Origin of the sequence: Actinomadura sp. SCN-SB, assembly GCF_043906805.1 — a bacterium.
GTDB lineage: Bacteria > Actinomycetota > Actinomycetes > Streptosporangiales > Streptosporangiaceae > Spirillospora.
Genome location: NZ_JBIMPP010000018.1, coordinates 51,756 through 66,584 on the forward strand (window position 1 = coordinate 51,756; position 14,829 = coordinate 66,584).

Consider the following 14,829-nt stretch of genomic DNA (forward strand, 5'->3'; position numbering starts at 1 on the left):
GTATACGACATCTGTTGAACGGCGGGCGCTGAGACGCCCGCGCCCCTAGTGTCGTCGGCATGATCATGCGTCGTTCACTGGGTGGTGTGCTGGCGGCGCTACTGGGAAGTGGCGCCCTCACGGTGGCGACGGCGGTGCCCGCGGCACACGCCGTCCCGACACGGTCCGCGCCCGGCTTGGTCCGGGCGACCGATCTGAAGGCCGACCTGGACGCGATCCTGGCCGACGAACGGCTCGCCGGAGCCGCGGTCGGGGTGCTGGTCAGCGATGCCGGAACGGGCGAGGTGGCGTACTCCCGGGCCCCCGCGGCCGGGGTGATGCCCGCGTCCAACAACAAGATCCACACATCGGTGGCGGCGCTCGCGCTCCTCGGGCCCGGCTACCGGTTCCACACCGGCGTGTACGCGCGGAACGTCCGCGGCTCCACCGTTTACGGCGACCTGTACCTGCGGGGCACCGGCGACGCCACGATGCGGGCCGCCGAGTACGACCGGCTGGCCGCGCGGGTCGCCGAGCGGGGGATCACCCGGGTGACCGGCGACCTGATCGCCGACGACACCTGGTTCGACGCCCAGCGGACCTCCCCCGACTGGGACCCCACCGACTTCCCCTTCGCCTACGCCGCCCAGATCTCCGCGCTGACGATCTCCCCCGACGACCAGTTCAACTCCGGGACCGTCAAGGTGACGGTGACGCCGGGCGAGCAGGGCGCGCCGGTCCGGGTCGCGCTCACCCCCGCGACCGATGTCGTCAAGATCGACAACCGGGCGGTCACCGGCGCGGCGGGCAGCCCGTCCACCCTGCGGATCGACCGGCCCGCCGGGGCGAACACCCTCGTGATCACCGGCTCCCATCCGTCCGGCGGCGCGGCCGTTGAGGCGCTGCGCACGGTCGAGGAGCCCGCCCTGTACGCGGCCGACGTGTTCCGCAAGGCGCTGGAGGCGCGCGGCGTCCGGGTCCACGGCACGACCTCGCCCGGCCGCACGCCCGCCGGCGCGAAGCGGCTCGCGGCCCGCTCGTCCATGCCGCTGTCCCGGCTCATGACGCCGTTCCTCAAGCTCAGCAACAACATGATGGCCGAGATCCTGGTGAAGGCGATCGGCCGTGAGAAGCGCGGCGAGGGAGGCTGGGACGCGGGGCTCCCCGTGATCGAGAAGTACCTGGCGGGCCAGGGCGTGCCCGCCTCCCGGCTGCACATGACCGACGGCTCGGGCCTGGCCCGCTCCAACCGGACCACCCCGCTCGACCTGGCCACCGTGCTGAGGAAGGCCCAGTCCAAGAGCTGGTTCCCCGCCTGGTACCACGCGCTGCCGGTGGCGGGCGACCCCGACCCGATGGTCGGCGGGACGCTGGCGAGCCGGATGGCCGGGACGCCGGCGGCCGGTAACGTGCACGCCAAGACCGGCACGCTGACCGGCGCGACGGCGCTGTCCGGCTACGTGCGGGACCCCTCCGGACGGCGGTTGGTCTTCTCGGTGGTCTTCAACGGCTACCAGGGCGGGGCGCCCAAGGACATCGAGGACCGGATCGCGATCCGGCTGGCCGGCGGGCCCGCGTCCGACCGGACCGTCATCGCCCGGCGGGTGCCCGCCGGCGCGCAGAACCTCGAATGCTCCTGGACGATGAGCTGCTGACGACGATGAGCTGCTGACCCGTCCGTCCCCGGCCTACGGGATGGGCTCCACCTGGACGCCGGGGATGGACGAGTACGCCTCGGGTGTGGCGGTGAGCAGCGGCCAGCGGCGCCACCGCGCGGACCAGGCGGCCTGTGCCGCGTCCGCGGGCAGGTCGCTCGCGATGGCCGCGAGCAGCCCCGTCTGCTGGGCGATGACCTCGTCGAGGTCGTCCACATGGACGACCTGGAGGCGGGGGAGCCGCTCCAGGACCGAGCGGCCGTGGTCGGGGACGAGCTGCCACGCGCGGGCCAGGGCGGCGGCGGGCAGCACGATCGTCGCGTGCTGGGCGATGGAGGCACGCAGCCGGGCACGCAGGTAGATGGTCTTGCCGGTGGCCAGATCGAGCAGGGCCGTCGCGTCGAAGACGTGCCCGGTGATCACGCCACGTCGCGGCCGCGGTCGACCAGCCGGTCGACCAGGGCCTGCTCGTCGGGACCCGGCGGGCCGAAGAGGTCGTCGACGGCGACCGCGTCCTCCAGGTAGGCCAGCTTCAGCCGGGCGCTCTCGGCCAGGAACCCCGACACCGAGGCGATCTTCTTCTCCTCGGCCAGGCCCTGGAGGCGGGCGGCGAGCTCGTCGGGCAACGTGATGTTCAGACGTGCCATGGGCGCAAGGATACACACTGAACCCGCTCCGAGTGTGTATGGTCCGGCGAACGGGCCCTTGACGCAGCGGTTCGGCAGGTCCTCGGCGCAGCGGTGTCCCCGACGGGCTCGGGTGTTAACACCGGGGTAACGGCGGCATGGCAAGGATGCCCGCCATGACCGGATCGCGCAGATCGTCGCGGGTGGCCGCCGCGCTCACGCTGCTGGGCTGCCTCCTGGTGGTGGTGGCGTCCTCGGTGGCCCCGCTGCCGGATAATCGTCTCGTCCTCGCTCCCGACGATCCCCCGCTCGATCCGGTGCCGATGATGCCCTCGCACTCCCCCACGCCGTCCACGCCACCGTCGGCGTCCGTGCTGACGAAGGCGGACCGCGCGGAGCTGTCCCGATCGCTGGAGCGTTACCTGAACGGGCGCCCCGGGCGGCTCTCGGTCGCGATCAAGGACCTGACCACGGGCCGGTCCTTCTCCTACGGCGGGCGGCACCGGCCCGCCACGGCCAGCGTCGTCAAGGTCGATGTCGTGGCCGCGCTGATGCTCCGGGCGCAGCGGGACGACCGCGCGCTCACGTCCACCGAGAAGGCGCTCGCCGCGCAGGCGATCAAGGTGAGCGACAACGACGCGACGGACGCGCTGTGGTCCCTGATCGGCGGGGCCGAGGGGCTGCGCGCGGCGAACAGGAGGCTCGGCCTGCGCGACACCGAACCCGGACCGGGCGGCGCCTGGGGCGTGACCACGACCAGCGCCGCCGACCAGGTCAGGCTGCTGGCGGCGCTCGCGAGCCCGCGCGGACCGCTCGGCGCGGCGTACCGCCGCCACCTCCTGGGCCTGATGGCGGACGTGGCCCCGGAGCAGGCGTGGGGGGTGAGCGCGTGCGCGGGGAAGGGCGCCGAGGTCGCGCTGAAGAACGGCTGGCTGCCCCGCAAGGCGGACGGCGGCGCCTGGACGGTCAACAGCGTCGGCCGGGTACGGGACGCCCGCCACGACTACCTGATCGCCGTCCTGTCCGACCGGCATCCGTCGATGGGCGCCGGGGTCGAGACCGTGGAGCGGGTCACCCGGATGGTCACCGGCGCCCTCGGCGGAGCGCCGGAGAGCGCCCCCTGACGGGCGAGGCGGCGCTCCCGATCGTCCCGCCGTTCCGCCGCACCGGCCGCGCCGGGATGGGCGGCAACGTGGTGACGAGTGTCAGGGGATTCGTTCCCCTTCGCTGATACGCTCCGCAGCGTGACGACGGGCATGGCCGCCAGGGCGCGCGGCCCGCAGCGGCTGCTGATGATGCTGCTCGGGGACTACTGGTTCGAGCGCGCCGAGGCGCTGCCGTCCGCCGCGCTGGTCGCGTTGCTCGGCGAGTTCGGCGTGACCGAGGTCGGCGCCCGCGCCGCGCTCAACCGGCAGGCACGGCGTGGCCTTCTGCGGGTGGAGAAGCGCGGTCGCCGCACGTACTACGCGCTGACCCCGCTGTCGGGCGCGCGCTTCGCCGAGGGCGGCCGGCGCCTCGCCGCGTTCGGCGCCGACCCGTCCGGCGGGGCCGAGTCCTGGGACGGACGCTGGGCGCTGGTGGCCTTCTCCGTCCCCGAGAACCGCCGCGCGGCACGGCACGCGCTGCGCGAGCAGTTGCGATGGCTGGGGTACGCGCCGCTGTACGACGGCCTGTGGGTGTCACCGTACGCCCGCGACGAGGAGGTCAGGGAGGTCCTGGCCGAGCTGGGCGTCGAGTCGGCGACCCTGTTCTCGGGGACGCTCGGCGAGGCGAGCCCGGCGGGCGGCGACCCGATCCGCGCCTGGGACCTGGTCGCGCTGCGCGGTGCGTACGAGCGGTTCATCGCCGACTGGGAGGTGTGGCGGGAGCGGGCGGCCGGGGGCGGGGTGAGTCCGATCGACGCGCTGCGCGCCCGCACCGAGCTCATCCTGGACTGGCGGGAGCTGATGAACGGCGACCCCGGGCTGCCCGCCGAACTGCTGCCGGGCCAGTGGCCGCGGGCGTCCGCGCGGCGCGTGTTCGGGGCGGTGTACGACGCGCTCGGCCCGCTGGCGGAGTTCCGCGTACGGCAGATCATCGCGGCCGAGGACCCGGAGCCCGCGCGGCTGGCCATGCACCACACCCTCGCCGACCTGGCCCGGATCTGAGGGCAGAAATAACGGCAACGCTTCTTGCGGTCGTCAGGCTCGATGTTGCATGTTGGAGGAACGACCGAGCGCTCTGGAGGCCACCGGTGCCCATCGAACTCGACGAAAGCCTGCGCGCCATCCGCACGACTCTGGAGGCGGACGGCTTCCACCTGCGGGCCGAGGAGTCCGGCGACCGGCTGCGGGTCGTCATCACCTCCGACCCGGACGGCTGCGCCGACTGCATCGTCCCTGAGCCGGTGCTCCAGCGGATCCTGCAGGACGCCACCGGCGTCCCGGCGGAGAAGATCGACGTGACCTACCCGGCGGACGCGTAGGGCGCCTTCCGCGGCGGCGCGTCGGCGGGCGGCTCGGGAGGCTCCGCCGTGCCGGGGCGGCGGATGCCCATCGACATCCCGGCGGCGAACAGGCACAGCACCGCCGCGCCCCACCACGCCATCGTGTACGAGCCGAACTCGGTGCGCAGGATCCCGGCGACCGCCGCCGCGACCGCGGCGCCGAGCTGGTGCGAGGCGAAGATCCAGCCGAAGACGACCGTGCCGTGCACGGGACCGAACACCTCGCGGGCCAGCGCCACGGTGGGCGGGACGGTGGCCACCCAGTCCAGCCCGTAGAAGACGACGAACACCAGCATGCTGGGCCGCACCGAGGCGCCGAACAGCGCGGGCAGCGCCAGCAGCGACAGCCCCCGCAGCCCGTAGTACCAGGCCAGCAGCTTGCGGGCGTCCACCCGGTCGGTCAGCCAGCCGGACCCGACGGTGCCCACGATGTCGAAGATCCCGATCAGCGCGAGCAGGCCGGCCGCGGTGGTCTCCGGCATGTGGTGGTCGTGCGCCGCCGGGATGAAGTGGGTGTTGACCAGCCCGTTGGTGGACATGCCGCAGATGAGGAACCCGCCCGCCAGCAGCCAGAACGCCTTGCTGCGCAGGCCCTGGCGGAGCGCCGACAGCGCCAGCCGCGCCGCGTTGCCCGTCTGCTCCTGCCCGGTTTCGATCTCCGTGGCCCCGTATGGGGCCAGTCCCACGTCGGCGGGGCGGTCCCGCAGCACCAGCACGACCAGCGGCACCACGGCGAGCGCGGCCACCGCCACGGTCAGCGAGGCCGGGCGCCAGCCGTACCGGTCCGCCAGCCAGGCCATCAGCGGCAGGAAGACCAGTTGGCCCGTCGCGCCGGCCGCGGTGAGCACGCCCAGCACCAGGCCGCGGTGCCTGACGAACCAGCGGCCCGCCACCGTCGCGGCGAACACCATCGCCATCGACCCCGTGCCCAGCCCGATGAGCACGCCCCAGCACAGCACCAGCTGCCAGCTCGCGGTCATGAACACCGTGAGCCCGCTGCCCGCCGCCACCAGCACGAGCACGCACGCGGTCACCCGGCGCAGCCCGAAACGCTCCATCAGCGCGGCGGCGAAGGGCGAGGTCAGCCCGTACAGGACCAGGTTCACCGACACCGCGAACGACGTCGTGGACCGCGACCAGCCGAACTCGTCCTGGAGCGGCACCATCAGGACGCCGGGCGCGGCGCGGAACCCGGCCGCGCCGATCAGCGCGACGAACGCGACGGCCGCGACGATCCAGGCACGGTGGATCCAGGCACGGCGACGACGGAACACCTGACCTCCAGGACGGGACGGCGGGAGTGCCTCGGGGCGACGACCACTCTCCCCCGGCTCGCCCGGCGGCAACAGTGGACAAAATGTCATTCTTCCGGAGGATCCGGCCAGTCCCGAACTCCGCCCACGGAAAGCCGTCACGCCGCTAAAGGCCGTTTACGACGCATTCAACCGCTGTAAACGGCCTTTACAGGACCGGTCACCAAGCGGCCGGAACCGGCCGACGGGCTCCCGGAACGGCGACCCGGCGGCCGTCTTGGGCAAGACTGGAAGCGCGGAACGAATCGGCGCCCGCGAGGGCGGCGCGAGACCGGGCCCGGAGAACCCCGGCCCCCTTTCCGCAGGTTTTCTGAAGGTCACCGTGGAGCGTCATGGACGGGCCGCTCCCCGGCAAGGTCCTTCGCGCGGCGGGCACCTCGGCCGCGCGGAGGCTCCTCGATCGATCGGGAGGAAACCATGTCGACACCCGCACCCGTGCCGGTGGGCGGGACCAACCCGCCGCTCCCCGAAGGCACCGAGGTGTGGACCCCCGCGGCGGGCGACACCGTGATCATGGGATCGGAGGTCCAGCCGAACGGCTACGTCTACTACCGCTGCGCGGGCGTTCCCGACCCCATCAGCGGGATGACGGTGTACCGGCGGCGCGCGGTCGTCCCGGAACCGCCCACCGACCCGGCGCCGCCGTCGATGACCGCCGGCCCCGTCGCCCCGGGACGCGAGCCCGGCCACGCCGTCCACCCGGACGCCGCCGCGCCCGACCCCGTCCAGCAGGAGGCCAAGCGCACGCCCGCCTACCTGCGCCGGATGCGCGAGCGCGCGCGGGAGCGGGTCTTCGGGACCGACCTGTCCAACCGTCCCACCGTGACCCCGCCGCTGTACTCGCGGGACCACCGCTTCAAGGACTTGGCCCGGCTGATCGTCAACGGCTACAGCGTCAACGAGGACGGGCTGAGCTTCCAGGTCACGGTGCTGTCGAACCTGAAGCACGTCGCGGTGCCGCACGACCTGATCCCGGTGACGCTGGAGGCGCCGGACGGCCGCGACCTGGACACCGTGATCGTGCTGACCCCGCCGCCCGACCAGAACGTGTGCACCTTCTCCGCGTCCTACACCTGGAACCAGCTGGCCAGGCTGCTCGGCCTGCGGCGCCCCGCGGGGTCGCCGGTGCGGGACGCCGTCCTGCGAGCCCTGCCGCAGGCGGGAATCCGCGCCGAATGGTGGGACAACAAGTACGGGCCCAACGCGCCCGCGTACTACAGCGGCGGCACCGAGCAGAAGAACGGCTCGGGCCGCATCGACCTGCGGCCGATCACCATCGACGACCTCAAGGAGTCGGAGTCGGTCCGCAAGTCCGCGTGGAGCACGGGCGAGCCCCTCCGCGAGTCCCGTCCGGTCTACCGCGCCTTCAAGGACCTGCTCCAGCCGGGCATGGAGATGACCACCTCGCTGGAGGCCGAGTCGGAGTTCCTCATCACCGGCGAGCACCACGTCTCCGTCGTCGCCAAGCTGCGCGCGCTCTACGCCCGGCCCGACGACCTCAGGGCGCTGGGCATCCGCCTGATGTCGGCCGAGGACGTCCGCAGGTGCACCGACATCTACTACGACGTTCCCGGGCTCACCCTGCTGCGGAACGCGATCGTGCTGCGGCGCCGCAAGCTGGGCAACGACGAGCCCGGCGCGTTCCTGTTCACCGTGAAGGGCCGCAGCGTGAGCAAGCCGGGCGCGCCCGGGGAGCGGATCAGGCTGGCCGCGCATGTGCACCTGATCGAGGACGCCCGCCCTTCCCGGCTGCGCGACTTCCTCGCCGACGGCACCATCGACAACGCGTTCGCCCGCATCCTGGCCGACGGTCTCGGCCGCGAGCCCGCCGCCGACCCGAAGGACTGGGAGGACGTGGCGCCGCGGCTGTTCGTCACCGCGCAGCGGGTGCGCTACTCCTTCGAGCTGGACCACTCCACGACGATCGACCTCAGCGCCGACAGCGCCACGGGCACGGACCCGGTGACGGGCCGCTCCCGCACCATCCACACGGTCGTGTTCGGCATCGCCCACCCGGGGCTGTTCCGCGGCGGCGCCTCGTCCGGCCCGCTCACCGGGGGCGCCGGCCTCGCGGCCCTGGGCGCCACCGCGGCCACGCGGGAGAGAACCCCTGACCAGAGCAACGGGTCCGGGGCGGCGCCGCGGCGGCGTGTCCTGGTGACCAGGCCGTACCACGTCCCGGCCGACCTGGACGACCCCGCCCTGTTCGAGAAGCCCGACTACGCGCAGTTCCAGGAGCTGCGCGACCGGATGATGCACCACCTGTTCGGCTACGCGGCCAAGGACCTGGCCATCGGCGGTTCCAAGGCGCACACCCTGGCCGTCCTGCTGAACATGATCTGACCGCGGCGGGGCGCGGTCGCGCCCGCGAATTCCCGCGAAGGCGTCTCATTCCACGCGACGGCGGCTCAATCTTCGTCCATTTGATGCCCAAGAGGCCGTCCGCGAACGGGCGCAGTTCATGATCACAGCATTCCGGCGGCATCGCCGGTCATTGGCGTTGCGCCGCCATTTCCAAGGGCGCGTCCCCCTTTCTTAAATCCCCTGCCGATGAGCTGTGGAGTCCCATGGCGGACGGGTGATCGCGGGTCAGACTTCTTGATCAGAAAGGCGTCGCCCGGCCCTCTGAGAAAGGACGACCGGATGGGCTCTCAGGGGCTTAGCACTCCCGCCATCGGCCTGCCGCAGACCGTTCCGGCACCCCGTGCCCGACGACCCCGCACCGGACGGCTCGCCCGTCCCCGAGTCCTCCCGGCGCTGTTCGCGCCCGTCCTCGCCGTCGCCGACGCGTCCGCCATGGCGGTCGCGGTGACGCTCGCGGCGTGGCCCTCCCCCGGAGCGGTCGTGGCGGTCGCGGCCGTGGTGTTCGTGGCGTTCAACGCCGCCGGTGGCCTGTACCGGTTCCGCCGCGCGGCCTCCCTCCTCGACGACCTTCCCGCGCTGCTCCTCCGTTCCGCGCTCGTCGCCGCGCTGGCACTCGGCGGCATCCCGCACACGACGGTGCGCCCGGCCGTCCTGCTGTGGCTGTGGACGACCTTCCTGGGGTGCGCGTTCTCCGGGGCGGGACGGGTGCTCGTCTACGCGGCGCTGCGCACCCATCGGCGCCGCCGCCGGGTGCCGCGTCCCGCCATCGTCGTCGGCACCGGCACCACCGCGGCCGAGGTCGCGGACCTCCTGCCGCGGCACCGCGACTTCGGGCTCGCGCCGGCCGGCCAGATCCTCGCCGGCGACCCGGACGACCCGCCCGTACCCGAACTCCCGGTGCTCGGCCGCCCACAGGACCTGCCGGAGGCGGTGCGCTCCCTCAGCGCCCACCCCGGTGGCGTCACCATCGTGGTCTGCGCGGAGGACGTACAGCGCCCGCTCCTGGAACCGGTGGTCCGCGCGTCCCTGGCACTGCCCGCCGAGACCCTGCTCGTCCTGTCCACGACGGAGGTCCTGGTCTCGGGCGGCAGGATCGAGCACCTGGCTGGGCTGCCCTTCCTCCGCCTCGGACCGCGGCGGGGCGAACGCGCGGCCCACGCCGTCAAACGACTCTTCGACGTGGTCGCCGCCAGCGCCGCGCTGCTGCTCTCCCTGCCGGTCCTGCTGGCCTGCGCGCTCGCGGTACGGATCGAAGGCGGTCCCGGCGTGCTGTTCCGGCAGCGCAGGGTCGGGCGCGGCGGGCGCCAGTTCGTCCTGCTGAAGTTCCGCTCGCTGCGTCCCGACGACGACCACGAGGCCGACACCCGCTGGTCGGTGGACGGGGACGCGCGGATCGGCCCTGTGGGCCGGTTCCTGCGCACGACCTCGCTGGACGAGTTGCCGCAGCTATGGAACGTCATCCGCGGCGACATGAGCCTGGTCGGCCCGCGCCCCGAACGGCCGCACTTCGTCCGTCTGTTCTCCGAGAGCTGCCCGGAATACGGGCTGCGGCACCGGATGCCCGCTGGCATCACCGGGTGGTCCCAGGTGAACGGGCTGCGCGGCGACACCTCCATCGAGCTGCGGGCCAGGTACGACAACCGCTACATCGACACCTGGTCGTTCGGCCGCGACCTGAAGATCCTGCTGCTGACCGTCCGCGCCGTGCTGGCGAAGGACCCCCGGTGACCGGGGTGTCGCCCCTGCGGCCGGGCCTGCTGGTGGCCGCCGCCGTCCTCACGGTGTGCGCCCCGAAGGGATCCCTGGCCGAGACGAGCGCGCGGGTGGGCGTCCAGGTGCATCCCTCCGACATCGCCGGCCTGCTGCTGGTGTTCGCCGCGACGGTGGCCGTCCTCAGCGGGGTGTCCGCGCCGCCGCGCCGCGCGCTGTGGGCGTTCGGGCCGCTCGTCCTCGCGACGGGGCTCGCGACGCTCTGCTCGCCCGACATCACGGCGAGCCTGCCGGGCTTCATCCGGGTCGTGCAGTTGTTCGTGCTGGTGCCGCTGGCGGTGCTGATCCTGGTCAGGGACCGGCGGGACGCCCTGATCCCCGCGGGCGGCGTGGTGGCGGCCGGGCTGTTCGAGGGATGTTACGGCGTCTGGCAGGCGCGCACCGGCAACGGCGCCTCCTACGCCGGGGAGAACGTGCGGGCGGTCGGGACGTTCGGCGGGACCGACGTGATGGCCCTGTCGGTCGTCGCCGGGCTCGCCCTGATCATCACGCTGTCGTTCCTGCTGGCCGGTTCGTGGCGGCTGCGTCTCCTCGCGCCCGCGGCGCTGCTCGTGCTGGCCGCGGCGCTGGCGCTGGGGCTCAGCCGGGGCGCCTGGATCGCCATCGGCGCGGCGGCGGTGCTGGTCCTGTTCGCCTACAGCGTGCGGCTGGCCCTGTGGACGGCGGTGACCGCCGTGTCGCTGCTGGTCGTCCTGGCCGGCGGCCTCGGTGTCGGGCCCGGCTTCGACATGCTGGCCGACCGGACCCGGTCGCTGGCCGACATCACCGACGCGCCGGACCAGTCCGTCGTGGACCGCTACAGCCTGTGGACGGCCGCGTCGGGGATGTGGCAGGACCATCCCATCACCGGCGTCGGCGTGAAGAACTTCCCCGCCTACCGCGACACCTACGCCCCGATCGAGCTGTCGTCGGCGGGCGAGGTCGCCGACGACGACGGCTACCGCCGCCAGCCGCTGCTGTCGCCGCACAACCAGTACATGCTGTTCCTGTCCGAGCAGGGCGTGCTGGGGCTGGCCGGCCTGCTGACCCTGTTCGGGACGCTGCTGTACGGCGTGTGGGCGCACCGGTCACCGCGCGACCCGCTGTGGCTGGCCTCGGCGGGCCTCCTCACCGCGCTTCTGATCGACTTCCTGTACTCGGACCTGGGCGGCGGGGGCAGCGTCCTGGTCTCCATCGTGATCGGGCTGATCGCGGCCGGTCCCACGGTGTGGCGGCGGCCGGGGAGCGCGCCGGCATGACGGCCACCGCCGGGACGCGCCCCGCACGCGACGACACCTCGATCCGCCGGGCGACCCTGCTGACCGCGGTGCTCGTCGGCGGTGGCACGGCGCTGGGGTTCCTGCGCGACCTGGTCATGGCGCACCGGTTCGGTGCCGGAAGCGGCACCGACGCCTTCCTGGTCGCGTGGACGATCCCGGAAACGGTGTCCCCGCTGCTGATCGAGGACGCCATGGCGATGGTGATGGTGCCGGTCGTGACCCGGATGCTGCGGGAGCCGGACGGGGTGCGTCCGCTGGTGCTGTCCGTCCTGCCCCGGCTGGCCGCCGCGCTGGCGGCCGTCACGGTGGCGATCGCGCTGGCGGCGCCGCACCTGGTGAACCTGCTCGCGCCCGGACTCGACGAGCCCGGCCCGGCGGCGCGCTGCGTGCGGCTGACCGCGCTGACCGTGCTCGCCTTCGGCGTCGCGGGGTTCATGAGCGCGACGCTGCGGGCGCACCACCGCTTCGGCCCGCCCGCCGCGATCTACCTGGCCTACAACGCGGGCATCCTGGCGATGATCGCCGCGTTCGCGGCGCCGCTGGGGATCACCAGCGCGGCGCTGGGCGTGGCCTGCGGCGGGCTGCTGATGATCGCCGTCCAGGCGCCGGCGTTCCTGCGCTGCCTGCGCGGCTCGCGGCCCGCGGCCCGTCCCTCGGTCGGGGACGGGGTGCTGGGCGCGGCGGTGGCCGTCGTCTTCTACACGCTCACCCGGCAGTCGCAGGTGCTGGTCGAGCGGTTCCTGGGCTCCGGGCTGGCCGCCGGGTCGATCTCGCATCTCAACTACGCGCAGAAGGTCGGCCAGGTGCCGATGGTGGCCTCGCTGCTGCTGGTGACGGTGACCTTCCCCCGGCTGGCGCGGGCGTCCGCCGGGGGCGACCGGGACCAGGTGCGCCGCCGCGTCGAGTCCGACCTGGTCGTCGTCAGCGGCGTCGTGCTCTACGCGACCGCCGCCCTGGTGGCGCTCGCGCCGCAGGTCATCGAGCTGCTGTTCCAGCACGGCCGGTTCACCGCGGACGACGCGGACCGCACGGCGCTGGTGCTGCGCGTCTACATGCTGGGCGTCTGGGGCCAGGCCATGATGGGCCTCTCCGCCAGGGCGTTCTTCGCCGGGAGCCGTCCCGTCTGGCACCCGATGCTGGCGATGGCCGGGGGCCTGGCCGTCACCGCCGTGCTCGGCGCCGCCCTCGCCGGCACGGTGGGCACTCCCGCGCTGGCCGCCGCGAACGCCACGGGGATCACCGTCGCCGCGCTCACGCTGCTGGTGGTGCTGCGCAAGCGGGTGGCGCCGATCTCGTTCCGCGCCGTCGGCCGCGCCGTCGGGACGCTGCTCGCCGCCGCGTGCGCCGCCTGCCTGGCCGGTCTGGCGGTCACCCGCAGCCCCGCCATCGCCTCCTCCCCTCCGCTCGTCCAGCTCGTCGCGGGAGGCGCCGCCGTGACGGCCGTCTACGCCGCGGCGCTCGTCCTCAGCCGGCGTCGTCCCCAGAGGGAGGCATCGTGAACGATCCCGAAACCTTCGGCCATCCCATCACGACCATGCCGATGGTCCTGATGTACCACTCGGTCGATCACTATGAGCAGGACCCGCATCTGGTGACGGTGACGCCGGAGCGTTTCGAGCAGCAGTTGCGCTGGTTGCACACCCGCGGGCTGCGCGGCGTCAGCGTCAGGGAGCTTCTGGACGCGCACGCCAAGGGTGGGACGCGCGGGCTGGTGGGGCTCACCTTCGACGACGGCTACGCGGACTTCGCCACCCGCGCGGTGCCGACGCTGATGCGGTTCGGCTTCACCGCGACGGTCTTCGTGGTCGCCGGGAACGTGGGGATGTTCAACAGCTGGGACACCGGCCCCGCCAAATCCCTGATGACCGAGGACCAGCTCAAGGCGGTCGCCGACTACGGCATGGAGGTGGCCTCGCACGGGGTGCGCCATGTGTCGCTTCCCGATGCGTCCACAGAGGCGGTACGGGACGAGTTGCGCAACAGCCGGCTCATCCTTGAGGACATCGTGCGGCGGCCTGTGACGGGCTTCGCCTACCCGTATGGGGACGTCGGCCCGCGCGACCCAGGGGAGGTCAAGCGCGCCGGGTACGACTACGCGTGCGCGATCCGTCCCCGTGAGCCGGGCCGTTACGCGCTGGCGCGTACCTATGTCGGTGAACGCGACCGGAGCCTTCGGCTGCGCGCCAAGGTCGTACGGCACGAGTTGCAGTGGCTGGTGCGCGTATGACACGGGTCCTGCACATCATCACCGGCCTTGGGCATGGCGGCGCGGAACGGCAACTGGCGCTGCTCCTACGGCACATGCCTCCGCATCGCGTCGAGTCAGAAGTCGCGGTGCTCACCTGCACGGGGCCCATCGGGGAGGACTTGAAGGCTGAGGGCGTCCCCGTCCACGAGATCGGCATGCGGAGCAACCGCGACCTCGGGGCGCTGCCGAGGCTCGTACAACTGATCCGGCGCGGACGGTACGACGTCGTGCACACCCACTTGTACCGGGCCTGTGTCTTCGGACGGATCGCGGCTCACCTAGCCGGATCACCCCTCATCGTCGCCACCGAACACTCCCTTGGGGACGGCCACATCGAAGGACGCCGCACGACACGCGGCGTGCGCATGCTCTACATGGCGACGGAACGCCTCGGCGCCGCAACGGTCGCGGTCTCCCCGACCGTGGCCCGGCGGCTGCTCGCGTGGGGCGTACGGCCCGAACGCCTGGTCTCCATTCCCAATTGCGTGGACGTGTCCGCGTTCGCCTTCGACCGGACCCGCCGCATGGCGGCGCGCCAAGCGCTCGGCGTCGAACCGGACGAGTTCGTCATCGGCACGGCCGGCCGCCTGGTGCCGACCAAGCGCATCGATCTGCTGCTCCAGGCGTTCGCGGGAATGGACGGGTGGGCCCGCACCTGGCTGCTCATCGTCGGGGACGGCCCGGAACGGCCGGCGCTGGAGGATCTGGCGTGGCGGCTCGGCGTCGCGGGGCGCGTGGTGTTCGCGGGCGAGACGCCCGGGGTCGCCGGGATGCTCGCCGCCATGGACGCCTACGCGGCCCCGTCCACCCAGGAGACGTTCGGGGTGGGGGTCCTTGAGGCGATGGTCTCCGGGCTGCCCGTCCTCTACACGACCTGCCCCGCCCTGGACGACCTGCCTCCGCGGCTGTCGCCGGGCGCGCGGAGACTGCCCACCGAGGCCGCGGCATGGAGCTGGGCACTCGGTGACCTGTCGCGTCACGGGCATTTCCGGCTTCCCCTTCCGCCGGTCGCCCGCCACTACTCCGCCGAGTCGCACGCGGCCAGGCTCGTCGACCTCTACCGGGGCGGACCCGCGGCCGTCCGTCCCGCGACCGGCGGAGTGCTCGCCACCACGTGACGCGCCCGCCGT

At 73.2% G+C, this 14,829-nt stretch carries 13 protein-coding genes; 10 read left to right on the forward strand and 3 right to left on the reverse strand.

All coding sequences use genetic code 11. The features are described from left to right. Positions 1–59 precede the first annotated feature (59 nt). Positions 60–1,634: a D-alanyl-D-alanine carboxypeptidase/D-alanyl-D-alanine-endopeptidase gene (dacB, locus tag ACGWYJ_RS14555; protein WP_395106462.1), complete on the forward strand. Its 1,575-nt coding sequence runs from the start codon at positions 60–62 to the stop codon at positions 1,632–1,634. A gap of 33 nt (positions 1,635–1,667) precedes the next feature. Here the strand turns inward: dacB and ACGWYJ_RS14560 are convergent, their stop codons facing one another. Continuing rightward, positions 1,668–2,057, reverse strand: coding sequence for a hypothetical protein (locus ACGWYJ_RS14560; RefSeq protein ID WP_285697018.1), 390 nt, complete (start codon positions 2,055–2,057; stop codon positions 1,668–1,670). After that, on the reverse strand, positions 2,054–2,281 hold the full coding sequence (locus ACGWYJ_RS14565; protein WP_285697017.1) for a hypothetical protein: 228 nt from the start codon (positions 2,279–2,281) through the stop codon (positions 2,054–2,056). Before ACGWYJ_RS14565 ends, ACGWYJ_RS14560 begins: the two co-directional genes overlap by 4 nt. 155 nt (positions 2,282–2,436) lie before the next feature. On the opposite strand from ACGWYJ_RS14565, the gene ACGWYJ_RS14570 reads away from it, so the two are divergent. The 3 genes from ACGWYJ_RS14570 to ACGWYJ_RS14580 all read left to right on the forward strand — a co-directional run bounded on the left by ACGWYJ_RS14570 (position 2,437) and on the right by ACGWYJ_RS14580 (position 4,724). Next, positions 2,437–3,384 carry a serine hydrolase gene (locus tag ACGWYJ_RS14570; RefSeq protein WP_395106463.1) on the forward strand — a complete coding sequence of 316 codons (948 nt, stop codon included), beginning with the start codon at positions 2,437–2,439 and terminating at the stop codon, positions 3,382–3,384. A 120-nt stretch (positions 3,385–3,504) separates the two neighbouring features. Further along, on the forward strand, positions 3,505–4,407 hold the full coding sequence (locus ACGWYJ_RS14575; RefSeq protein WP_395106464.1) for a PaaX family transcriptional regulator C-terminal domain-containing protein: 903 nt from the start codon (positions 3,505–3,507) through the stop codon (positions 4,405–4,407). Positions 4,408–4,493: 86 nt separating this feature from the next. Next, a complete protein-coding gene (locus ACGWYJ_RS14580) occupies positions 4,494–4,724 on the forward strand; it encodes a hypothetical protein (protein ID WP_395106465.1) in 231 nt (76 codons plus the stop codon). On the opposite strand, the gene ACGWYJ_RS14585 is transcribed toward ACGWYJ_RS14580, so the two are convergent. Beyond that, positions 4,706–6,019 (reverse strand): MFS transporter, encoded by a 1,314-nt coding sequence (locus ACGWYJ_RS14585; protein WP_395106466.1) that lies wholly within the window; start codon positions 6,017–6,019, stop codon positions 4,706–4,708. The genes ACGWYJ_RS14580 and ACGWYJ_RS14585 overlap by 19 nt on opposite strands. A gap of 456 nt (positions 6,020–6,475) precedes the next feature. On the opposite strand from ACGWYJ_RS14585, the gene ACGWYJ_RS14590 reads away from it, so the two are divergent. The 6 genes from ACGWYJ_RS14590 (at position 6,476) to ACGWYJ_RS14615 (ending at position 14,817) form a co-directional block, all read left to right on the forward strand. Next, entirely contained in the window at positions 6,476–8,401 is a 1,926-nt protein-coding gene (locus ACGWYJ_RS14590) for a hypothetical protein (protein ID WP_395106467.1), read from the forward strand. A gap of 300 nt (positions 8,402–8,701) precedes the next feature. After that, on the forward strand, positions 8,702–10,150 hold the full coding sequence (locus tag ACGWYJ_RS14595; RefSeq protein ID WP_395106468.1) for an exopolysaccharide biosynthesis polyprenyl glycosylphosphotransferase: 1,449 nt from the start codon (positions 8,702–8,704) through the stop codon (positions 10,148–10,150). Further along, positions 10,147–11,430 (forward strand): O-antigen ligase family protein, encoded by a 1,284-nt coding sequence (locus ACGWYJ_RS14600; RefSeq protein ID WP_395106469.1) that lies wholly within the window; start codon positions 10,147–10,149, stop codon positions 11,428–11,430. The genes ACGWYJ_RS14595 and ACGWYJ_RS14600 overlap by 4 nt, the downstream gene beginning before the upstream one ends. Continuing rightward, on the forward strand, positions 11,427–12,950 hold the full coding sequence (locus ACGWYJ_RS14605) for a lipid II flippase MurJ (RefSeq protein WP_395106470.1): 1,524 nt from the start codon (positions 11,427–11,429) through the stop codon (positions 12,948–12,950). Before ACGWYJ_RS14600 ends, ACGWYJ_RS14605 begins: the two co-directional genes overlap by 4 nt. Next, complete coding sequence (locus tag ACGWYJ_RS14610; RefSeq protein WP_395106471.1) at positions 12,947–13,678, forward strand: polysaccharide deacetylase family protein; 732 nt, start codon at positions 12,947–12,949, stop codon at positions 13,676–13,678. Before ACGWYJ_RS14605 ends, ACGWYJ_RS14610 begins: the two co-directional genes overlap by 4 nt. Beyond that, positions 13,675–14,817 (forward strand): glycosyltransferase, encoded by a 1,143-nt coding sequence (locus ACGWYJ_RS14615; protein WP_395106472.1) that lies wholly within the window; start codon positions 13,675–13,677, stop codon positions 14,815–14,817. Before ACGWYJ_RS14610 ends, ACGWYJ_RS14615 begins: the two co-directional genes overlap by 4 nt. Positions 14,818–14,829 lie beyond the last annotated feature (12 nt).

Excerpts from the sequence above, each read along its gene's own strand:
- dacB (WP_395106462.1), top strand. The coding sequence starts at position 60 with ATGATCATGCGTCGTTCACTGGGTGGTGTGCTGGCGGCGCTACTGGGA.
- ACGWYJ_RS14565 (WP_285697017.1), bottom strand. The coding sequence starts at position 2,281 with ATGGCACGTCTGAACATCACGTTGCCCGACGAGCTCGCCGCCCGCCTC.
- ACGWYJ_RS14570 (WP_395106463.1), top strand. The coding sequence starts at position 2,437 with ATGACCGGATCGCGCAGATCGTCGCGGGTGGCCGCCGCGCTCACGCTG.
- ACGWYJ_RS14590 (WP_395106467.1), top strand. The coding sequence starts at position 6,476 with ATGTCGACACCCGCACCCGTGCCGGTGGGCGGGACCAACCCGCCGCTC.
- ACGWYJ_RS14595 (WP_395106468.1), top strand. The coding sequence starts at position 8,702 with ATGGGCTCTCAGGGGCTTAGCACTCCCGCCATCGGCCTGCCGCAGACC.
- ACGWYJ_RS14605 (WP_395106470.1), top strand. The coding sequence starts at position 11,427 with ATGACGGCCACCGCCGGGACGCGCCCCGCACGCGACGACACCTCGATC.
- ACGWYJ_RS14615 (WP_395106472.1), top strand. The coding sequence starts at position 13,675 with ATGACACGGGTCCTGCACATCATCACCGGCCTTGGGCATGGCGGCGCG.